Annotated in this window: 23 protein-coding genes, 3 tRNA genes, 1 other RNA gene and 1 riboswitch; of the genes, 21 read left to right on the forward strand and 6 right to left on the reverse strand. The window is 37.5% G+C overall.

All coding sequences use genetic code 11. The annotated features are described in order from the left end of the window. The first annotated feature begins 14 nt into the window (after positions 1-14). The 3 genes from CR194_RS01755 to sinI all read left to right on the forward strand — a co-directional run bounded on the left by CR194_RS01755 (position 15) and on the right by sinI (position 2,212). A complete protein-coding gene (locus CR194_RS01755; protein ID WP_110607922.1) occupies positions 15-926 on the forward strand; it encodes a DUF1002 domain-containing protein in 912 nt (303 codons plus the stop codon). A 122-nt stretch (positions 927-1,048) separates the two neighbouring features. Then, positions 1,049-1,678 (forward strand): NfeD family protein, encoded by a 630-nt coding sequence (locus CR194_RS01760; RefSeq protein WP_110607923.1) that lies wholly within the window; start codon positions 1,049-1,051, stop codon positions 1,676-1,678. Between the two features lie 253 nt (positions 1,679-1,931). Further along, positions 1,932-2,038, forward strand: a riboswitch (cyclic di-GMP riboswitch). 39 nt (positions 2,039-2,077) lie between these two features. Further along, a complete protein-coding gene (sinI, locus tag CR194_RS01765) occupies positions 2,078-2,212 on the forward strand; it encodes a DNA-binding anti-repressor SinI (RefSeq protein WP_110607924.1) in 135 nt (44 codons plus the stop codon). Positions 2,213-2,368: 156 nt separating this feature from the next. Here sinI and CR194_RS01770 read toward each other — a convergent pair whose 3' ends face one another. The 3 genes from CR194_RS01770 to CR194_RS01780 all read right to left on the reverse strand — a co-directional run bounded on the left by CR194_RS01770 (position 2,369) and on the right by CR194_RS01780 (position 4,283). Then, complete coding sequence (locus CR194_RS01770; protein WP_110607925.1) at positions 2,369-2,611, reverse strand: helix-turn-helix domain-containing protein; 243 nt, start codon at positions 2,609-2,611, stop codon at positions 2,369-2,371. Between the two features lie 334 nt (positions 2,612-2,945). Next, positions 2,946-3,281 carry a helix-turn-helix domain-containing protein gene (locus CR194_RS01775; protein ID WP_110607926.1) on the reverse strand — a complete coding sequence of 112 codons (336 nt, stop codon included), beginning with the start codon at positions 3,279-3,281 and terminating at the stop codon, positions 2,946-2,948. Positions 3,282-3,497: 216 nt separating this feature from the next. After that, complete coding sequence (locus CR194_RS01780) at positions 3,498-4,283, reverse strand: DUF1189 domain-containing protein (RefSeq protein WP_110607927.1); 786 nt, start codon at positions 4,281-4,283, stop codon at positions 3,498-3,500. A gap of 281 nt (positions 4,284-4,564) precedes the next feature. Here CR194_RS01780 and CR194_RS01785 point away from each other — a divergent pair, with 281 nt between their 5' ends. From CR194_RS01785 to CR194_RS01825, 9 genes are all read left to right on the forward strand, one after another. Further along, a complete protein-coding gene (locus tag CR194_RS01785; protein ID WP_199228133.1) occupies positions 4,565-6,163 on the forward strand; it encodes a Na/Pi cotransporter family protein in 1,599 nt (532 codons plus the stop codon). 204 nt (positions 6,164-6,367) lie between these two features. Then, positions 6,368-6,444: transfer RNA gene (locus CR194_RS01790), tRNA-Met, on the forward strand. Between the two features lie 28 nt (positions 6,445-6,472). Further along, positions 6,473-6,549: transfer RNA gene (locus CR194_RS01795), tRNA-Ile, on the forward strand. Positions 6,550-6,561: 12 nt separating this feature from the next. Further along, positions 6,562-6,654: transfer RNA gene (locus CR194_RS01800), tRNA-Ser, on the forward strand. A gap of 149 nt (positions 6,655-6,803) precedes the next feature. Next, positions 6,804-7,145, forward strand: coding sequence for an iron-sulfur cluster biosynthesis family protein (locus tag CR194_RS01805; RefSeq protein ID WP_110607928.1), 342 nt, complete (start codon positions 6,804-6,806; stop codon positions 7,143-7,145). 183 nt (positions 7,146-7,328) lie between these two features. After that, positions 7,329-7,937: a superoxide dismutase gene (locus CR194_RS01810; protein WP_110607929.1), complete on the forward strand. Its 609-nt coding sequence runs from the start codon at positions 7,329-7,331 to the stop codon at positions 7,935-7,937. Between the two features lie 191 nt (positions 7,938-8,128). Continuing rightward, complete coding sequence (locus tag CR194_RS01815) at positions 8,129-9,367, forward strand: MFS transporter (RefSeq protein WP_110607930.1); 1,239 nt, start codon at positions 8,129-8,131, stop codon at positions 9,365-9,367. Between the two features lie 76 nt (positions 9,368-9,443). After that, positions 9,444-9,631, forward strand: a non-coding RNA gene (gene ssrS, locus CR194_RS01820) — 6S RNA. Positions 9,632-9,722: 91 nt separating this feature from the next. After that, complete coding sequence (locus CR194_RS01825; protein ID WP_110607931.1) at positions 9,723-11,774, forward strand: peptidoglycan D,D-transpeptidase FtsI family protein; 2,052 nt, start codon at positions 9,723-9,725, stop codon at positions 11,772-11,774. A 100-nt stretch (positions 11,775-11,874) separates the two neighbouring features. On the opposite strand, the gene CR194_RS01830 is transcribed toward CR194_RS01825, so the two are convergent. Both CR194_RS01830 and CR194_RS01835 read right to left on the reverse strand, forming a co-directional pair. Beyond that, entirely contained in the window at positions 11,875-12,366 is a 492-nt protein-coding gene (locus tag CR194_RS01830; protein WP_110607932.1) for an MltG/YceG/YrrL family protein, read from the reverse strand. Between the two features lie 54 nt (positions 12,367-12,420). Beyond that, positions 12,421-12,747 (reverse strand): hypothetical protein, encoded by a 327-nt coding sequence (locus CR194_RS01835; protein WP_110607933.1) that lies wholly within the window; start codon positions 12,745-12,747, stop codon positions 12,421-12,423. Positions 12,748-13,058: 311 nt separating this feature from the next. On the opposite strand from CR194_RS01835, the gene CR194_RS01840 reads away from it, so the two are divergent. The 9 genes from CR194_RS01840 (at position 13,059) to CR194_RS01875 (ending at position 20,592) form a co-directional block, all read left to right on the forward strand. Then, positions 13,059-13,682: a hypothetical protein gene (locus CR194_RS01840; protein ID WP_110607934.1), complete on the forward strand. Its 624-nt coding sequence runs from the start codon at positions 13,059-13,061 to the stop codon at positions 13,680-13,682. A gap of 88 nt (positions 13,683-13,770) precedes the next feature. After that, complete coding sequence (gene rpmG / locus CR194_RS01845) at positions 13,771-13,920, forward strand: 50S ribosomal protein L33 (protein ID WP_026696706.1); 150 nt, start codon at positions 13,771-13,773, stop codon at positions 13,918-13,920. A gap of 266 nt (positions 13,921-14,186) precedes the next feature. After that, a complete protein-coding gene (locus CR194_RS01850) occupies positions 14,187-14,780 on the forward strand; it encodes a 5-formyltetrahydrofolate cyclo-ligase (protein ID WP_110607935.1) in 594 nt (197 codons plus the stop codon). A gap of 16 nt (positions 14,781-14,796) precedes the next feature. Further along, positions 14,797-15,621: a DUF92 domain-containing protein gene (locus CR194_RS01855; RefSeq protein WP_158282139.1), complete on the forward strand. Its 825-nt coding sequence runs from the start codon at positions 14,797-14,799 to the stop codon at positions 15,619-15,621. Positions 15,622-15,636: 15 nt separating this feature from the next. Beyond that, the gene (locus CR194_RS01860; RefSeq protein WP_110607937.1) at positions 15,637-16,659 is read left to right on the forward strand and encodes a ThiF family adenylyltransferase; all 1,023 of its coding nucleotides are present in this window, start codon (positions 15,637-15,639) and stop codon (positions 16,657-16,659) included. A gap of 144 nt (positions 16,660-16,803) precedes the next feature. Then, positions 16,804-17,760, forward strand: coding sequence for an L-lactate dehydrogenase (locus tag CR194_RS01865; RefSeq protein WP_110607938.1), 957 nt, complete (start codon positions 16,804-16,806; stop codon positions 17,758-17,760). Positions 17,761-17,972: 212 nt separating this feature from the next. Beyond that, positions 17,973-18,149, forward strand: a complete 177-nt coding sequence (locus CR194_RS20365) for a hypothetical protein (protein WP_199228111.1) — start codon at positions 17,973-17,975, stop codon at positions 18,147-18,149. A 107-nt stretch (positions 18,150-18,256) separates the two neighbouring features. Then, positions 18,257-19,003 (forward strand): HAD family hydrolase, encoded by a 747-nt coding sequence (locus tag CR194_RS01870; protein WP_158282140.1) that lies wholly within the window; start codon positions 18,257-18,259, stop codon positions 19,001-19,003. Positions 19,004-19,005: 2 nt separating this feature from the next. Beyond that, a complete protein-coding gene (locus CR194_RS01875; protein ID WP_110607940.1) occupies positions 19,006-20,592 on the forward strand; it encodes a rhomboid family intramembrane serine protease in 1,587 nt (528 codons plus the stop codon). Here the strand turns inward: CR194_RS01875 and CR194_RS01880 are convergent. Next, complete coding sequence (locus CR194_RS01880) at positions 20,574-21,497, reverse strand: hypothetical protein (RefSeq protein ID WP_110607941.1); 924 nt, start codon at positions 21,495-21,497, stop codon at positions 20,574-20,576. The genes CR194_RS01875 and CR194_RS01880 overlap by 19 nt on opposite strands. Between the last annotated feature and the right edge of the window lie 71 nt (positions 21,498-21,568).

Raw genomic sequence — 21,568 nt, forward strand, 5'->3', positions numbered from 1 at the left:
AAGGGGAATGAAACATGAAAAAGGGATACAAATGGATGATTTCGACACTGGCTGTGTGGATGCTTCTTACTTCAGTGAGTTTTGCAGATGCAGCTCCAGGAGATGAAATTATCACATTAGGAGAAGACTTAAGTCCACAGCAACGTGAAGACTTAATAAATGAAATGGGTGTAAATGAAGATGATGTAATGGTTGTAACTGTTACAAATGAAGAAGAGCATCAATATTTAGGTGAACATATTAGCGCTTCGATCATAGGCAGTAACGCTCTTTCTTCTTCTAAAATAACAATTTTAGAAGAAGGTGAAGGAATTGATGTGGAAGCGAACAGGATAACTTGGGTCTCTGAAGGAATGTATGCCAATGCTCTAATTACTGCAGGGGTCAAGGATGCAGATATTTATGTGACTGCCCCGTTTGATGTTTCAGGTACAGGAGCTTTAACTGGACTGATTAAAGCATATGAAGCATCAACGGACGAAGTCATTCCTGAGGAGCAAAAAGAAGTAGCGAATGAGGAATTAGTAAAGACGGCCGAACTAGGTGAGGAATATGGTGTAGAGCAGGCAACGGAGTTAATGACGCGAATAAAAGAGGCGTTGGCAGAAGAAGACGTGGAAACGGAAGAAGATTTGAGAAACTTAATTCAGCGTGTTGCTAATGAATTAGGAATGACTTTAACCGACGAAGAATTAAATGGTCTTGTATCATTGTTTGAAAGAATGAAAAATTTAAATATTGATTGGGATCAGGTTCAAAATCAAATTAATCATATCAGGGACAATATAGGTGATTTCCTTGAAAGTGAGCAAGGTCAAAGTTTCATCCAGTCTATACTCGATTTCTTTAGCAGTTTAATTGACGCAGTTAGAGGTTGGTTTAGCACTTCTGATTCCTCATCTCCCGAAATGAACCAGACGTCTTAGAATTTTCTAAGGCGTTTTTTTCTGAAACTTTTCTGGCAGCAAGTTCGTATTAGAACTTATTAGCTCAAATTTGGTACAATGAATTTAATGGAATAGCAGGTGTTGAGAGGAGAGGAAATCTCATGGAATTTTTGGATCAAGCAGTCTTTGGCTTTATGGTCGTGTTTATAGCGACGTTGTTTATTTTTGGTGAGGTGATGGTTCGTACGAAGGGCTTATTCGGCGTGATCGGCATCGTGATTATGGCCATTTATTTTTCTTATCACTTAACTACTGGAGACAGCTTTTGGGTCGTGATTTTGTATTTGATAGGATTGTCCTTAATTATTTTTGATGGGAAAGTGACGACGGATGGAACGATTGCCGGTATTGGAATCCTATTTATGATTCTTGGTTTAGCATTGCCGGCCCCAGGTCTTACTTATGGCATCCTTGTGGGAATGGCCTTTGTCATTGCAGCTCCATCATCTTATCTATTCACGAAAGTTTTCCCGAAGCGAAATATGTGGGAGAAAATGACTTTGAAGGATCAATTGTCCTCAGAGCATGGTTATAATTCCATGAATGAAGATTATGTTGATCTCGTTGGAAAGACTGGTATCACGAAGACACCGTTTCGACCTACTGGAACGATTGAAATTGAAGGAAAATTATACAGCGCAACGTCAGACAATCAGTGGATCAAAGAAGAAGAGAAAGTGAAGATCATATCGGTGGATGGAACGAGAATAGTCATCGTCCCTGAAAATTAAACATTTAACAGCCTGCAGTGTAGCAGGCTGTTTTTTAGCTTATCTTTAACCTCACTTTTCCAAGGTTAATCCATCCCAGATGGTAATTAGGGCTCTTATCTTTGATAGAATTTGTCGAAGATACTAAAAAACATAGGTCGATGGAATTAATTTTCCATATACGACAAGTTTCTCCACAAATTCAAGATAGAGATTGTTTATAATCAAATTGTCCTAGGAAAATAAAATAATTATTTTCGAACCTATGTCTTCTTCTAGTCAAAGGCAAATCTATTGAAAAATGGAGTCGCAAAGTTTCAGGTCTAAGGGAATGTACATATGATTTTTCAGATAAAATCCTATGATGGCTGGGCTGCCTAGTGAGTTTTGACGGTTTGTGTGGGAGGGGGATCATGAGAGATGAATGTAAGTCATTATGATGAGAGCGAGCACAAAGAATGGGGAAAACTAATGGAAGAGGCGAAAGCATTGGGGTTGACGGTTGAGCAGGTTCGAAAATTTCTTGTGAAAAAAAGTGCGGTGAATGAAGTTTGATACAAGAAGAAAGGAATCCTGGATAAACTTTTGGGTTCCTTTTTACTTTTGAAGAAAGATATATATTCGAGAACAACCCTTGAAAGTAATCAGGAAGATTAAAATGATAAAAAGGATCTTAACTAGCAAGATCCTCATACCTTTGTTTAATAATGTTTAATGTGAATTTTGTTTGTGCTTAAATTGAACATGATTGATGACTCGATCTTGAGTCATTAAAGAGGACAATGGAAGATCCAGTATTAAAAAGATCCGTTTTACAATTTCAATAGATGGATTGCGTTTCATATTCCTCTCTAAGTAACTTAAATAAGATTTTGAAACTCCAGTTTGTCTAGATAACTCAGACAACGTGAGCCCTTTTTCTTTCCTTCTATAACGAATCATATCTCCAATCATAGACACTCTCCCTTCATAACAAAAATAAACTGATTATGTTCATTATAACGCACAAATTTATTTTGTAAAAAATGAAAACGAGAGTAAATGAAAGATAGTACGATATAAAGAACGATATGAGTTTTTTTATTGGGTGTATTGCTGATATTTGAAACTTTTCACTATCTAGTAATATCGTCTCCACTTCAAAAGGATATTCTTAATAGCGTATGCAAAAGATAAATATTTCGTTGAGGAGGATGTCATTGAGGGGAAAAATAACGGTGGTTTAGGTTAGTAATTAACTTGGCGTGAAGCGTCAAAAATAAAAAGAGGCGAGTTACCCCGCCTCTTTTTATTTTTGCTTGATTTTCCACTTATTAAATTCTAGAAATTCTTTGAATTCTTCCTTTGAAACTCCGGAATTCATTGCTTCTTTAACAAGACTTTGCCATTCGTTGTCTAGATTAGTATACAATTCACTTTCTTCTTCCGTATTATCCTTTAATAATTGATTTATATTAACTTTTAACACATCAGCAATTTTTTCCAGAAATTGTATAGATGGGTTCGTTTGAATATTTCTTTCTAGAGCACTTAGATAAGATTTAGCAACTCCAGCTCTTTCGGCCAGTTCGGTCAAAGACATCCCGGCTTCCTTTCTGAATTTCTGTACGCGTTCGCCAACCATGGACACCCTCCTTGATCTAAAAATATTGTTGTTTGTTATATTGTTGGATTTTAATTTTTTTGTTCGTTATATAAATGATAAGATTAATATATCATATTTTTTTATATATAGCTTTCAATACAATATTATTTTAGAAAAAATAATAAAAAAACGACATTTTTTGTTAAAAGAATGCCGTTTTTTAGGTTGATTAAGGGTTAGTATTGATTATATTTATTATTTAATTTCTCTCGGTTCTTCTTGTTTAGGTGAAGGAATGTTTCTAAGAACGAGGTTCATAATGACAATAGCAATCACCCAATAAATAGCTAGTGAAAATGGAATATGGAGACCAATTGTGTCAAACACAGCGAATATCACCGTTGGAAGGGTGACAGCATAAGCAGACAATACCCATCCTTGTCGATAAGACACTTGATCGGCTACTTTTCTCTTAAGTAGCAGGGTAATAACTGATAGCATAAAGATCCCAAGAAACTTCATTGCGGTTGTAAATAAGTACATAAACAAAATAAAGATTGAAATGATTAATGGTAATAAATCTCCTACACTATTGACTAAATCAAGAAGTTCGTCCTTAGCGATATTTATACCAAACTCTTGGTAGCCAATCGTTTGTGGCATCCCATCAGTACTGATAGCTGCTTCTCTTTCTAAAAGAGCGAAGGCATTGTCAAACTCAGCCACATCATTTGCAGTATATTCTCCAGTCGGATCGAAAATAACGGTAGTGTCACCATCTTCGGATATGTAAGGTTCTTCTAAATCAGATTGCAGGACACCATTTTCAATCGAAAAATCGGGGAAAGACTCGTCCATATGAACTTCTACATCATTATAAAGATTGTTGATGCTACTCCCTAGCAACACCGCCATAGGAATGGATACAATAAACATTAGGAAAAAAACATATAGGATCGTTTTTCCTATTTTTTGAAAACGGAATTTTGCTATCGTTTCAGGAGAATATAAACTTTTAATAAACTGTTGAATAATATTCATTTCTTCACTCCTTATATAAATAAGATTAGGGATCACTCTTATGAATACTATGACATTTTTAGCAGAAAATGAACAGGAAAATGAAATAAATCTTCTTAGATCTCCTTGATTTATCCTCTTTATGAACGAAGATTGAGAAACTTAATATAATCTTTACAATTCGTTAATAAACAATTTACAAAAGAAGCGTACGATGAGAAACGTTGAAAGATAAAAACGTCGAAACAAAACGAATTCAAGGGGATGAGGATTTGGAACTGGAATTAAGGGATTTATTGTTCATGTTTTTCGGTGGACTGGCGATCTTTCTATTTGGTATTAAGTACATGGGAGACGGGTTGCAAAAAGTTGCTGGAGATAAACTAAGAGATATTTTAGATAAATTTACGAGTAATCCAGTCATGGGCGTCATAGCAGGTGTCGTAGTAACGGTGTTGTTACAAACGAGTACAGGTACAACCGTATTGGCGATTGGACTGGTAAATGCAGGATTTATGACGTTACGACAGTCAATTGGTGTTATTATGGGAGCGAACATAGGTACCACTATAACAGCGTTCATTATCGGACTGAAAATATCTGATTACGCATTGCCGATTATTGCGATCGGAACGTTTTTGATTTTTTTCCTGAAAAATAAAAAGGCGAATAATATCGGTCAAGTATTTTTCGGTTTTGGTGCCTTATTCTATGGACTTAACTTAATGGGAGATGGTTTACGACCGTTAAGAGAATTAGAGGCTTTCGCAGAATTAACCGTTAGTATGAGTCAAAACCCTTTATTAGGAGTACTTATAGGTACAATTTTCACTGTGAGTGTGCAAAGTTCCTCTGCAGCTATAGGACTATTACAGCAATTATTTGCTCAAGGTGCCATGGATTTAGATGCAGCTCTACCGGTATTATTTGGAGATAATATAGGAACTACAATTACAGCAGTTTTAGCAGCATTAGGTGCGTCGATCGCAGCGAAGAGAGCTGCTTTAACACACGTAATATTTAATGTAGTAGGTACAATACTTGTATTAATCATTATTCAGCCTTATATTGCAATGGTTGCTTACTTACAACAAGCGTTCTCTTTAAATCCAGAGATGACGATTGCGGTGGCACACGGGATTTTTAACTTCTCGAATGTACTCATTCAGCTTCCATTTGTCGCGGTACTAGCATTAATTGTTACGAAGATCATTCCTGGTAAAGAAACAGTTATTGAATACAAAGCTCAACATTTAGATCCGGTGTTGATCTCACAGTCCTCATCGATTGCCTTAGGACAAGCTAAGAAAGAAACGTTGCGCATGGCAGAACTTTCTAAACAAGGTCTTGTTGAAGCGTCAGCGTTTACAGAAACAAAGCATAAAAGGCATGCAGAACTAACTTATCAGTTCGAAGATGCAGTAAATAACTTGGATCGAAAAATCACGGATTATCTCGTGAAAATTTCAACTAATTCCCTTACCTCAGCAGATTCACGTCTTCACTCCATGTTGATGGACACGGTTCGAGATATTGAACGGGTAGGCGATCATATGGAGAATATTGTTGAATTGACCGAATATCAAATTACGAATAAAGTAAAAATGTCTGATCTAGCTATGGAAGATTTGAGAGAGATGTTTAGTTTAACAATAGATACACTTAACGAGGCAATCAAAGCATTGGAAGATGATGATTTCCTAGCAGCAAGATCCGTTGTCCTTAAAGAAGAGCAGATTGACAAAATGGAACGTCAACTTCGTAAAAAGCATATTATCCGTCTCAATGAAGGCAGCTGTGATGGCTCTGCTGGAATCGTATTTGTTGATATGATTAGTAACTTAGAACGTATAGGCGACCATTCAGTTAATATTGCAGAGGCAGTTCTTGACGAAGAATAGTAGCGTTTCAGTTTATTGTAAACTGAAGTAAATAAACTTTCTGTAGTGATGTAGGATCCTAATTCTCTTATCCAAAGCGTCGAGGAAACTGAATAGTCTCCTCGGCGCAAATATATTTTTCGAGAAAAATAAAAAAGAGTATTGACTGTAACTTTAAGATCATGGTATGATGTTACTTGTCTTTGATTAAAGATAAATTGTAATGGCGGTGTAGCTCAGCTGGCTAGAGCGTACGGTTCATACCCGTGAGGTCGGGGGTTCGATCCCCTCCGCCGCTACCATAATATACATATTAGTATCATTTCTTTAGGACCCTTAGCTCAGTTGGTTAGAGCAGACGGCTCATAACCGTCCGGTCGTAGGTTCGAGTCCTACAGGGTCCACCATATTTTTTGTACGGAGGAATACCCAAGTCTGGCTGAAGGGATCGGTCTTGAAAACCGACAGGGGTGTCAAAGCCCGCGGGGGTTCGAATCCCTCTTCCTCCTCCATTTATTAACACACACTCATTAGTCTAAAGCTAATGAGTTTTTTAATTTTTAAAGACCATGATGGATGAAGATTTCTTGTGGGGATGAGCTGCATCCTTCATAATAAAGGGAAGTCACTTAAGGTTTATAAAAAGGTGGGATAACTTACAATGAACATTCAAATTACGAATAAAGCGAAAGACATGTTAAATGAGTTAGGTTTGAAAAGCGAAAAGAATATTTTACTATTAGAATATGAGACTGATGGCTGTGGTTGTGTCGTAAATGGTGTAAGTCAACTTGTTGAATTACCGGAAATAGAACTTACTGATCAAGATTTAATCATAGAAACAACGCCTGCTCCTTTTCGAGTAGCTATAAAAAAAAGAGTAGAGTGGATCTACGACAACAACTTGAAAATAGATTTTTCTGATGGGGCGAATATGTTTCAATTAAAAAGTCTAAATGAAATGTTAAATCCAAGGATGACTTTCAAACCGTCGGCAATATGATGACCTGAATGATTTTTTTGAAAAATGTGAAGGTTTATTGTTTGAAAGCAAAGGGTATATTTGTTAATGTAAAAATTGAACAGATGAAACCTCTTCAATTTTTGAAAAAGGCGTTATCTGTGTGGGAGGATTTTCACTTAGAAAATTTTTTTCCTACATACAATTTACTAAGGAGGAGATAGAATGTCATTTTCTTTACCAGAACTACCATACGCACACGACGCATTAACACCACACATTGATGAAGAGACAATGAAAATTCACCACGGTAAGCACCATAACACGTATGTAACAAAGCTAAACGGTGCTCTTGAAGGTCATAGCGATCTTGAGGGTAAAAGCTTAGAAGACTTGCTTACGAATCTTGATGCGCTTCCTGAAAGCGTACGAGGTGCTGTCCGAAACAACGGTGGAGGACATTTTAATCACACTCTATTTTGGGAAATTATGTCACCTGAAGGTGGCGGAACTCCAACAGGCGAACTTGCCGAGGCGATTGATAAGAAGTTTGGCAGCTTTGACAAATTCAAAGAGGAATTCAAAAATGCAGCATTGACTCGTTTTGGTTCAGGTTGGGCTTGGCTAGCTGTGAATAACGGTGAGCTTGAAGTAACTAGCACTCCAAATCAAGATACACCTATTATGGAAGGTAAAACTGGAATTTTAGGTGTAGATGTTTGGGAGCATGCATACTATTTGAAATATCAAAACAAACGTCCAGATTACGTTGATGCTTTCTTCAATGTTATTAACTGGAATGAAGTAGCAAAGCGTTACGCAGCTGCTAAATAAATTTACGTCAGTTACCGCAAAGCCATTTGGTTTTGCGGTTTTTTTAGTGGTCAAAACTATCTAAATTCCTTTATTTCTTTGATGTATACCTTTCCTATGTTGTGACTTCTCACCTAAAGCGTAATTTCATGGAATATCCTTTTATCCTCGTGACAAACTAAGTTGTGTGAGGTGAAAAGGAGCGTTGTCAGATGAAAAAATGGGTTAAAACAATGGTAGGCGATATAGAGTTAAACAGAGACATTGAATTACTTTTAATCATCGGTGGGTTATACGCCTTAAGTATTGCCCTGTCTAACACATTTGTAAATGTTTACCTTTGGAAGCAGTCAGAAGATTTTATGAATCTTGCGGTTTACAATTTGTTTGTTGTCATCATGCAACCTTTAACATTTATTTTGGCAGGTCGTTGGGCCAAAAAAATAGACAGGGTGATTGTCCTTCGCCTTGGGGTGATATTCCTGTCAGTGTTCTTTACGACTGTCTTAATGTTAGGAGAAAATGCCGGGAAATACATAGTGGTGTTAGGTGTATTACTAGGGATAGGGTATGGATTTTACTGGCTATCATTCAATGTCCTTACATTCGAAATCACTGAACCTGAAACGCGGGATTTTTTCAATGGTTTTTTAGGGCTTCTAACGTCTTTAGCAGGAATGGTTGGGCCGATCTTTGCAGGCGTGGTCATCACCTATATGGAGAAACTAACAGGATACAAAGTGATATTTTCATTTTCACTTGTCCTGTTTGTTGTAGCGGTGGTGTTAAGTTTTTTTCTTAAACGGCGATCTGCACAAGGGGACTATCATTTGTACGATGTGTTTCAAGTTAAGAAAGACTATCTCCCATGGAAAAGTATTTTATGGGCCAATTTCTTTCAAGGTTTGAGAGAAGGAAGCTTTATATTTGTCATTGTCGTCTGGGTTTTCGTAACAACGGGAAGTGAATTAGCTCTAGGAACGTTTGGACTAATTGCTTCAACTACTTCTTTTATTACTTATTATATTGTAGGGAGGTTCTTATCCAAGAAATATCGAAAAAAAGCGATCCTCATCGGAGGGGCTATCCTTTATGCAGCTGTATTTTTGATTGTATTTGAACTGAGTTTTGCCCGTCTCATTACATATGGGGTGGTTATATCGGTTGCTTATCCTCTTTTATTAGTTCCTTATCTTTCATTAACATATGACGTGATAGGGAGTGCGTGGAAAGCACGTGAAATGCGAATAGAATATATTGTCATCCGAGAACTCTATTTAAATGCTGGGAGAATCGTATCTATCCTTGTTTTACTCTTTGCTATTTATCAATTAGGCGAAGAAAAAGGTATACCTCTTGCTTTAATTGTCTTAGGGGCTGGTCATTTATGTATATATGGATGGATTAGGTCTATTCACTTACCTTTAAATGTAGACAAAGAGAAATTTTAAGAAGTAAAAAATGATTCTGTATCAATAGACTCCTATTGAAAATCGTATCATTTGTGATATAATTTCCTTACAATCATTTTGCCTGCGGTGTTGGTGAACTTCGAGTTTAATTCGAACCGAACACCAATTCACATTGGGAGCTTTATATTAAAACGCCGACAGCATGCCTGATTTATTCAGGAAGCTGAAAGTGTTTTTGCGGGCACCCACCTGCCTAGGGCGGGTTCGTGAAATCTGGAAGATAACCGCACATGCGGGCTTGCTTTTAGACACCTTATGAACATAAGGTGTCTATTTTGACTGAAAATAAATTTACATAGTTGAGATGTCTTTACATATAGAAAGGGACGATGTAATGAGTGAAAAAAAACAACTCAAGCCTCACATACCGATTCGTTTAAATATTCTGTTTTTTGTCGTATTTTTACTTTTTTCTGCCCTCATTTTACGATTAGGGGTCGTTCAAATTGTACAAGGGGAAGGGTATCAGGAGGAATTGGAGCGAACGGTCAATATTAGCCAGCCGGTTGAAGCCCCCCGAGGGTTAATGTATGACCGCCACGGAAATGTGTTAGTGGATAATGAGCTACTATTTACGGTTACTTATACGAATAGAAATACATCACAAGACGAAATGATTGAAACAGCTACTCGGCTAAATGAATTCATTACTATGGACATTGAAGGAATTGAAGACCGCTTTGAGCGAGATCGAAAAGAATTTTGGGCTTTAATTAATGAAGAAGAGTACTTAGAAAAACTTTCTGTCCAAGAAGCAAATGAGCAAAACCTATCAGATAGTGAAGCTCACCTAGAAAGACTAGACTTAATCTCAGAAGAAGAGCTTAATCAACTAACTGATGAGGAATTAGAAATCTTTCTTATTTGGAGAGAATTTAATACGGGTTATAACAACCTTCCTCATAAAGTAAAGCGTCCGATTGAATACGAAGAAGCAGCGAAAATCATGGAGCACATGGAATATTTGCCTGGAGTAGACATTATTCGGGATTCGGCAAGGAGATATACTTACGGCGACACGCTAAGTTCGATTTTTGGAAGAGTAGGTTCTATTCCGAGAAATGATTTGAACTCATTTTTAGCCAAAGGCTATGAAAGAAACGAAGAAGTGGGTCGAAGCTACTTGGAAGCTCAGTATGAATCTGTCTTAAAAGGAAGACAAGGGGAGCTTGAAAACTATATGGACCCTAATGGGAATTTCTTGAATAACCCTGAACAAAGATTAGGTAGCAGAGGAAATGACCTTGTTTTAACCTTTGACATGGAACTGCAACAACGAGTGAAAGAAGTGATAGAGGAGGAAGTGACCAGTTCATCAGCTAGGTTTGTCGAGGAAGAGGACGCCTATGTTGTCATGATGGACCCTCACACTGGTGAAGTGCTAGCTATGGCTGGACACGATAGTGACCTAGGCACGTTCACTCAAGGATACGAAGTAGGGTCATCAATGAAAGGTGCGACAGTCTTAGCCGGATTTGATACAGGGGCGATTTCTCCTGGCGATGGGGTTTACGATCGCACTTTAAAATTCAGTGGTTCACCTGACATCTCCTCTATTAGAAATTTAGGATATGTGAATGATTTGACTGCCTTAGAGCGTTCATCAAACATTTATATGGTAGAAATCGCTATGAGGATGGTTGGATATATGTATGGCGTTTCTGGAACAAATTGGCCAGATATCAATCCTGGATTTGATACACTTCGTTCATACTACAACCAGTTTGGTTTAGGTGTAGAAACAGGTATAGATTTGCCAGGAGAATTCGCAGGTGTCAGTGGAGGAAATCCTACAGGTCCTGGATCTCAAGGGAGTCTTCTCTTCTTCAGTTTCGGACAATTTGATACGTATACAACTATGCAGTTAGCTCAATATGCGTCAACAATTGCAAATGACGGCTATAGAATTGCACCGAGAGTAGTAAAAGAGATCCGTGAACCTAGTACGACTAAAGGTGAATTGGGAGCTCTATCCCAGCAGCTTGAACCGAAAATTTTGAATTACCTTGACGTAGATGAGTATCACCTCGATAGAATTAAGGAAGGCTTTCACCGGGTGATTCACGGGCCAGAGGGGACAGCTCGGACCTATTTTGAAGATAGAGACTACAATCCAGCTGGAAAAACCGGGACATCTCAGGTGAGGATAAATGGAGAAGATGCAAACAACCAAACATTTGCTGGTTTTGCTCCTTACGATGAACCGGAAGTTTCGATTGCGGTCATCGTTCCGGGAACAGCCAATGAAGACAGCGCAGGGGTGGCCAATCGTATCGTAGAAGGGTCCCTAGACGCATACTTTGAATTGAAAGAAGAGCGAAATGGTCCTCAGATGCCAGACGATGGACCAGAAGTAGAGGAAGTTGAAAACGAAATTTCGGAATAACCGTATTGATATATTCAAAAGGCGTATGAGAGGTTTCCCTTTCATACGCCTTTTTTTAAGTTTGGTTTTCTTCCCTCAAGCCAGTAAAGAAGGTCTACATTTACGATGTAATAATAGTTACAATTTCCTCTACAGACATGTCACTATTCAGAGTGTATTCACCAAGCTGAATACGATCTTCAACACCTTGGGCTGCAAGCTCTTGCGCTAAGGACTCACTATCATGAATAATATTAAGTCTTACAAGTTTTTCTGAAATATCTTGTGATGTCATCCCTGGTTCAATTGATAGTATGCTGAAATAAACGGGATCGCTCTCTTCGGTGTTTGTTTCTGGTTCTTCTGAATCATCATTTTCTTGAGAGGAATCTTCCACTCCCTCTAATTGTTTCCGTAATGCTTCGTTTTCAACTTCTAATTGCTCTAGCTGTTCATATTCACCTTTTGACAAGGTGGTTTCACTTTGTTCTTCTAAGACGGCTGTTTCATCATAACTAAGTACTTCAGGTTGCATGTAATATGTAGCAGCTAAAACTGTACCGGCTAAGAACAGGCCTGCAGCAGCCCCACGAAATGAATCTTTCGCACTCATAGGTGCCCTCCTTAACTAAAACAAGATAGTCTTCACAAATTCCTTTAAAAGGTGCTATTGAGCTAATAGCTGTTCGATCTTCTCTATAGAGTTTTCCGTTATTGAAGCAATTTCTTCAACAGAATGACCGTCTTCGTGCATAGCAAGTACGTCGTCTCGAGTGAGTGTTGATCGGGTATCAGAAGACAGCCCGGCATCTCCAATGACATACTCTTCTTCGAGAATGGTTACTTTCTTTTTTAAATAATAAATTTCCTGCATCATCTGAATGGAGAGATTTTCAAGCTGTTTTTCTACATCTTGATGAGGATTTTTTTGGAAAAATGATAATAACAATAAAATGGCAGATAGACTAAATAAACCGATCAATATCCATTCCATTTTCAAACCTCCTTACAAAAATTAGCTGTTCATCTTTCTAATAATATCAGAAATAGCGAGTGTTTGGAGGGGAGTTTTATCCAAACTTTCAAATATTAAGAGATGACAGGCAGGAATTGACGGATTTAAAAGATTGGTGACGGAATTTCTACGTGTTTTTCACGCAAGCAATATTAAAATGAAAAATAGTGTTGATAGATTAGTGAGTAGTAGACAATGACACAAAATGACAAAAATACCTCCTTGTTGAAATGGACAAACCTCGGTACGATGAGTTTACAAAGGTGAACACTAAAGGAGAGAATACAATAATGAAAAAACCTAAAAATGAAGTAAGTCAATTCTATAAAGAATATCTAATAAAAATGAAAAATACCGTTATTCCATTTATGAGATTAACAGAGAATATGCATTATATGGAAAGTTCTACTGGGAATCTGAACATGAAGTGGATAAACCTCCCTAGCGATAATGAATTTACAACATTAAATAAATTAATGATTGAGAATAATACTCAAACATCGGTACAACTGCAGTTATTGATTCATTACAGAGTGAATTCCAAACGTTCTATCCCATTTGTGTACTATTCTCCTAACAACGAAGCAATCATGGTATGTAACAGTAGCATGTATTATTTAATAGGGGGGCTTGGTCCTCTAGGAGGGCCAACTCAATATCAAACGAATGAAATAGATCTTGCATCTAGTTCAACCACTGACTCTAATCGTTCTATGTATCAACCCCTTTCTCAAGAAAGTTCTGCATGGGGAATGGTTTATGATGTGTTGATTGAACCTAATAGCATTGCTCACTTGTACGATTGGGAAATCGCTCATGAACAATTATACAAACTGGAAACGATTCATGAACAATACAAGGAATTATTAGGAAATAAAGTGCCTAAACGAGTAAAGCTTTTAAAAAGATCTTAGAAGATCTCGTTGTTTCACTTGAATGTCTCAACAAACTCTGCTATTATTTTTAAAGTATGAGTAAGTATAGAGTTTGGAGGGGAAAAACATGCGTGTACAAGTCACTTTAGCTTGCACTGAGACAGGCGACCGTAACTACATTACGACAAAAAATAAACGTACGAACCCAGATCGTATGGAGCTTAAGAAATTCAGCCCGCGTCTAGGCCGTCACACGTTACACCGTGAGACAAAGTAAGCAGAAGATTTTTCTTCTGCTTTTTTTTGTCTTTTTTTACGAACTACATAGTTTACCTTCTCATTTATCTAAATTATTCATCCTTATCTGAATGATCATCTAGCACATAAAAGTTGAATAGCTTGTTATAAGATCTTGTTAAGAAAAAGATTATTGCTCCATTTGTTTGGAATAGCAATGAAGAATTGTTAAAATCGACAGTATTCTCCAACAGAGGATTTATAAAAAATGGTAAAATTATAGTAGAGTTGAAAGGGTGGAGTTGTATGGATAAAGATGCTCTCCGGAAAGAATGGAAACGAAGACTTTCTTCATTGAGTGAAGAAAAAAGGAATGAATGGTTACATCAGATGTATGACAAGTTATTTTCCCATGAATATTGGACGAGTAGCCAAATCATTGGTGTGACAGTTTCAATTGGGAATGAAATTGATACGCGACCAATCATTGAGCAAGCATGGAAAGAAGGGAAAGTCGTTGCTATACCTAAATGTAATCCGATAAATAAGAGTTTGTCTTTTTATCAATTCAACGATGATGATCAACTGGAAAGTCATTATTTTGGGCTGAAGGAACCTAACCCTGACCTTTGCGAAAAAATACATGTTTCTGATATGGATTTACTCCTTGTGCCGGGCCTTGTGTTTGATCACTCAGGTTATCGAGTTGGTCATGGTGGCGGGTACTATGATCGCTTCTTATCAAAAGAAAATGATTTACTAACAGCTGCACTCTGTTTCGAGATGCAGCTTGTAGAAAATCTACCTCATGAAAGACACGATATACCAGTTGGAGTCATCATTACATCTGATAAATGGATCGAATCGCGTAAGAAATCTGAAAACAATAGGTTTCAATAGGGAAAGAGCTATAACAATGACACTACTTACAAATGAATACGTATTATTAGTTGGCGTTGTATTAATAGCATATATTTCATTCAAAAAAGAAGCATTAACGAAAACGGGAATGGCGGCAAGTATTGTTATAGGAGGAATCATCACTTTTGCTTTTTCACTATATGGACTGCTAATATTAGCCTCTTTTTTTCTTTCCTCAAGTATATTAGGAAGGAAGTTAGATGGTACTCAAGGGAGACACGAGACCTTTGAAGAAAAAGGAGAAAAGAGAGATGCGAAACAAGTGTTGGCAAACGGCGGTTGGGCAGCTGCAGCTTCGTTGTTATTTATCCTGACGGATGACATGATTTGGCTCCTCGCCTTTATTTCATCTCTAGCCTCGGCTAATAGCGACACTTGGGCCTCTGCAATTGGAAAGCAGAGCCATTCTCCTCCTCGCAGACTGTTAACGAAAGAAGTCGTTCCCGTTGGACAGTCCGGCGGGACGACGAGGCTTGGAAATTTAGGGGCCCTAATGGGGAGCGCGTTCGTCGTTCTCATTGGATACTTACTTATTAACATGCAAGATTTTGGTTCTGTTCCTGTTCCTTGGTTTGTTTGGTGCCTCATAATTATGGTCGGTTTTATATCCCAATGGATTGATGCTTTAAGTGGCGATTTTCTACAAGCTTTGTATCAATGTAACAAATGTGGGCGCTTTACAGAGAGAAATATCCATTGCAAAAAGTCGACCACCATAGTAAAAGGAAGAATGTGGATGGATAATGACTTCGTTAACCATTTGTGTACAGTTTTTGGCTTTATTTTAGGTGCAATGATTGGTGTTTATTTCAACATCTAGAGAGGAAGATTTAAGATGGAGGAACTTTGGGGACGTTATTCTAGACAAATGCTATTTCATCCCATTGGCAAAGAAGGACAAGAACATCTACTAAATGGAAAGGTGCTTATTGTCGGAATGGGCGCGTTAGGTACAGTAGTGGCTAACCATCTTGCTAGAGCAGGAGTGGGAAATCTCGTTTTTTGCGATCGTGACTACGTTGAAATGAGTAATTTACAGAGGCAAACCCTTTTTGATGAAGATGATGTAGCTCGCTTCCTGCCTAAGGCGGTGGCAGCTGAACAAAAGCTCCGAAAGTTAAATAGTAGTATTAACATTGAGGGGCATGTAACTGATATTACATCCGAAAATGTGGAAGAATTCATGAACGGGGTCGACGTTATCATTGATGGGACGGATAATTTCCAAACACGGTATTTATTAAATGATGTGGCGTATAAATACGAGGTTCCTTTCATCTATGGTGGAGCGGTCAGTTCAAGAGGAATGGAAGCTGTATTCATTCCAGGAAAAACGTCCTGCTTGCGGTGTCTTTTTCCCACGCACGACTCCACAGGACAGACGTGCGATACGATTGGCGTTCTTTCACCTGTAGTTGATATTGTAGCCAGTCTTGAGGCTCTTGCTTGCTTGAAGCTATTATCGGGGAATGAGGATGAGATTTCTCCTGAGCTATCAACTTTTGATGTATGGAACAATCATCATTTCTCCATGAAATTAGGCAAGGCTCATGAAGCTTGTCCTACGTGTCAATTAAAAGAGTTTCCTTCACTAACTCAATCAACACAAAACGATGTCACTACCTTGTGTGGACGAGACACGGTTCAGATAGTAGGACCAAATGAATTTGATTTAGTGGTGTGGGAAAGCAAGCTAAACCCAATTGTTAGAGCTGTAAAAAGAACTCCTTTTTTATTAAGAGTGTATTTACATGAAGGAGAAAAAATTGTCATGTTCCCCGACGGGCGCACGTTGATTCAAGGAACAGAAGATGTTTCAAGGGCTAAATCATTGTTTTCTAAATATATTGGAATGTAAATACTGTGACAATGTAACAAAATAGACATTTCGTAATCGCTTTCATGACTTTAAACAATTGTGAAATGATGTACAATGTAATTAGGAAGACGGTATTCATGTAAATAAATGCCTCAAATTATCACTTGAAAGGTGGAAATTAATATGTACGGAACAAAAACTTCTAGAGTAGTAGTCATTGGAACAGGAAATGTTGGATCAAGTTATGCTTTCTCTCTCATCAATCAAAATATCACGGACGAAATGGTCCTCATTGATCTAAATAAAGAAAAGACGGAAGGGGACGCAATGGATTTAAACCATGGAATTCCTTTCGGAGCACCAACAAAAATTTGGGCAGGAGAGTATTCTGACTGTAAAGATGCAGATATTGTCGTTATTACGGCAGGTGCAAATCAGAAACCAGGTGAGACGAGGTTAGATTTAATCGAAAAGAATGTCAAGATTTTCAAAGGAATTGTCGGGTCAGTGATGGAAAGTGGATTTAACGGTATTTTCATTGTGGCTACGAATCCTGTTGATGTCCTTTCCTATGCAACGTGGAAATTCTCAGGATTACCAATGGAACGGGTCATTGGATCAGGAACAATTTTGGACACAGCTCGTTTTCGTTTTCTTTTAAGTGAGTACTTTGACATTGATGTCAGGAATATACACGGTTATATTATGGGGGAACACGGAGACACAGAACTTCCTGTCTGGAGTCAGACACGGATTGGTTCTGAACCGATTGATCGCTACATGTCTAAGTATAAAAAAGAAGGAAAGCAAGAAGATTTGGATAACATTTTCATTAATGTTCGGGATGCAGCCTATCATATTATAGAACGTAAAGGAGCGACACATTATGCGATCGCTATGGGGCTAGCACGTTTAACGAAAGCGATTCTTCGTAATGAGCATTCTATTTTAACCGTTTCTACTTTGATGAAAGGTGAATATGGTCTAGATGATCTATATATCGGAGTTCCGGCCATTGTTAGCCAGCACGGGGTAGAAAAATCAGTGGAAATTGACTTAACTGATGTAGAAATGGACAAGCTCCATCATTCAGCGGACGTGTTGAAAGAGGCTATGAAACCAATATTTGAAGTCAAATAAAATAAACGGACGACCAAGGGCTGTATACTGAACAATACAGCTCTTTTTTTATATCGAGCACTTTAAAAATGTTTCTTTCCAATAGCTTTAAATGACTTTATTTTTACTTAAATGGGGCTATCTACTTTAGGTTTTTGCAATAAGTCAAGTTTTTCTTATAGGATAAGAAATCGCATTTTGTCTCACTCTAATAAATAAAGGAGAGTGATGACATGTTGAAGTGGATGATCTATGCTACAATCATGATTCTGATTACAATGATTTATAAAAAGCGTTACAGAGTAATAAACAAAATCCTATCTGTAAAATGGATGAGGAGGCTTACAGTTTCTTTTGTCATGAGAATCCCGTCTGTTAGAGAAAAGATGATGTATGAAACGTTCAAATAGGCCCAGAATCAGGGTCTTTTGTTTGTTATGCAATGATTAGGGAATTGGGTTTACATAGAGGTAACAACCGTTCATTTGGTATACTTAATTTCGGGGGGAATAATCATATGACAAAGTGGAAAGCGATTGTATTTGATCTAGATAATACGCTATTTAGTCATGAAAAAGCGTTTAAAAAGGCAATAAAAGAATGTTTTCATACATATCAGCAAAAACATGTGCCAGAAAATAAACAAATAGATGACCAGAAATTTTTTTCAGTATTTAAATATTATAGTGATTATTTTTGGGACAAATTTGAGCATGGCGAAGTGACAGGGAATGAATACCGCCGTATGCGCTTTAATGAAACGATGAAGGAATTAAATTTACCTTACAATAATGAAATGGCTGATCGTTTTCACAGTCACTATTATAGAGTAGTAGATGAATTTAGTGTACCGTTTGAAGGAGTACATGAATTGTTACAAACGGTTAATGACCACCATGTAAAAATGGCAATAATAACAAATGGAACAGTGGATACTCAATATAAAAAAGTTGAAAAAATCGGAGTGGACAAATGGATTGAACGGAGCGCTATATTGGTATCTGAAGAAGTAGGCTTTGCCAAGCCAAGGAAAGAAATATTTTTAGCAGCAGAACGGGCCTTAGGTGTCACTAGTAAAGATATCTTGTTTATAGGTGATTCTTGGAAGCATGATGTTATAGGAGCGATTGAAGCAGGATGGGATGCAGCATTTCTTAATTCACGTCGTGAAGATAGGTCATCTTCTCATCAACCTGTATGTGAATACACCCATTTTCAAGACATGAAAAAGGAAATAATCAACTTAATGATAGAAGGGAGTTAATCATGAATGCATTCACGGAATCTATCCGATTTTGGGAGACTTTAGATCACTTAGTGAATCGGGAAGGAATGCGACTTGTTCATCTGAATGAACGAGAAGAAGTGGCTTGGATTGAAGATGATCGGAGAGATTCCAATCAAATTATCCGTCTCGCTCACAAAAATTATGATTGGAGTAATCAATTAAAGAAAGACATCGATCAACATTATGATCAAGCTAAGAAAATCCGAAAAAAATTAGGTTTAAAGAAAGCCAATGTTACAAGCGTCATATTATCAGCCTTTATGCCCGTGGATGATTATGAACGGTTAACATCCCAAGCTCTGCCTTTTACTGCAGGAGGAAAAAATCATTTTCGAACGATCATTATTCCGCTAGAAGATATGAAAAAAAAGTTATTTCCTTTAGCTACTGAATGGAAATTAACTGAAATGCCGCCATTTTTATCAGAGTCCTATTTAGAAGAGAGTGGTCAAGAAGAACAATTTCTTCAGACATTAAAAAAGAACGTAAATCGCTCTATGAGAAATCGCCAGGAAAAAGAGCGGAAAATTTTCCTTTACGGTAAGCCATATTTCACGCTCATCCTTTTAGGTATGGTTTTGTCCATTTTCGCTTTGGTAGAAATGGAAGGATCTACTACCAGTACATTAACGCTCATTGAATTTGGAGCAAAATTTGATCCACTTATATTACAAGGTGAGTGGTGGCGTTTTTTCAGTGCGATGTTTCTTCACATTGGATTTTTGCATTTATTTATGAACTCACTTGCCCTCTTTTATTTAGGTGGAGCAGTAGAAAGAATATTCGGTACGAGCCGATTCGTTCTAATTTATTTTATTGCAGGTTTTTTTGGTTCCGTTTCAAGTTTTGTATTTAATGATAATGTATCCGCTGGCGCCAGTGGAGCTATTTTTGGTTGTTTTGGTGCTCTTTTATATTTTGGTATGATTCATCGTCGGTTATTTTTTCGGACGATGGGGATGAATGTCATCGTGATTCTCGTGATAAATCTTTCGTTCGGATTCATTGTACCCATGGTTGATAATGGCGCCCATATAGGAGGTTTACTAGGTGGGTTTGTGGCCTCAGCCATTGTCGGCCTTCCGAAACAAAAAGGTAGCGTACTAAAATTAATAGCCCTCACACTTGCCGTGTTGATTGCAGGGATCCTTCTATGGTTTGGATATGATCAGGACAGCGATAGTGAACAAATTAGTACCATTTATTATCAGTTGGCTCGCGAGTCTATTGAAGAAGAAGAATTTGATGATGCAAAGACTTATTTAGCAAACGTCATAGACAGTTCTGAACAGTTGAGTGATGAATTGCTGTCTAACGCCTATTTTCTTCTTTCATATACTCAAATGAGCTTAGAGGAACTTGAAGAAGCAGAGGAAAACCTCCTGATAACTATTGAAATATCTCCTTCCTTTCATCAAGCTTATTATAACTTGGCGTTAATCTATTATGAAAATCAAGAACTGCACGAGGCATTAGAGCTGGTTGAGAGTGCACTGGAAATTGATGCTGGAAATGAAGATTATCAAGCTCTACGTGACGAGATTCATCAATTGATTGAGTCTTGATAAGTCATATCCTCATCTTTATTAATCATTTGGAAAAGTTGTTGTTTGGACCCGTCTTTTGTTTTGTAAAGAAGTAGAAGATGGGTTCCATCTTTATGAAGCAGAATATGAGGGATACTGTTCCCACGTGGAGAGTAAGTCTCCTCAGTGAAAGTATTAATTCCAAGTACATAATATCGGTAAAACCCTTCCCAAAGTTGCCCTACAGTAGCAAAGGATTCTTTTTCAGTCATACCAGGTAACGGTAGATGCATGTATTGAGGTAAGTCCAATAATGTAAATAAGTGATATTCATCCACATCGATTTGAAACTCCTCTACTAATTCATCTAGCTCATATGACAGCTGTTGATCAATAATGGAATCTAACACTTGTTTACTCCGGCTTTCGTCATCTGAAGAAGGTTCTTTAAAAGCATGAAGTTGACTAAAAGGTGAATCCACGACATAAAGCTGATCTTGGCTCCATGCATGTTTACTTCTGTAAATGTCCTCCTCATAATGAGTTTCCGCATGATGGAAAGTAATAACGTCAAACCTTCCACTATCTTCCCCATCGTATGACTCTACTCCTTCAATAAACAGTTGGTCTTTTAAAGACTGCTTTTTAGCAGCGGCAAACGCTCCATTTTCAAACATAATAGACAAATCGCTTCGTAAAAAAGCTGGTTCATTCGTTTCTGACGCAAAAGACCATTGGAGAATATACTCATCATTATCTTTTTTACTTAATAAGTCCAAATTAGTTTTTGCTTCTCTGAAAAAGATATGCTCATCTTCTGGGAAAAAAATGAATACTTCATCCATTGATTTCCAAGAAGACAAGGAAGTGAAAGAAAGAATAATAGCTAATGCCAAGGCAGTTATAGCTATTTTAAAAAAATGGTCATTAATTAATCTAAGCATTTATGCTCCTCCATTCAGACAAGCCGGTCTATTTTTTCTTATGTTTTAAAACGAGGATATATACCACGGAA

Origin of the sequence: Salipaludibacillus keqinensis, from assembly GCF_003226325.1 — a bacterium.
GTDB classification, from domain to species: Bacteria; Bacillota; Bacilli; order Bacillales; family Salisediminibacteriaceae; genus Salipaludibacillus; species Salipaludibacillus keqinensis.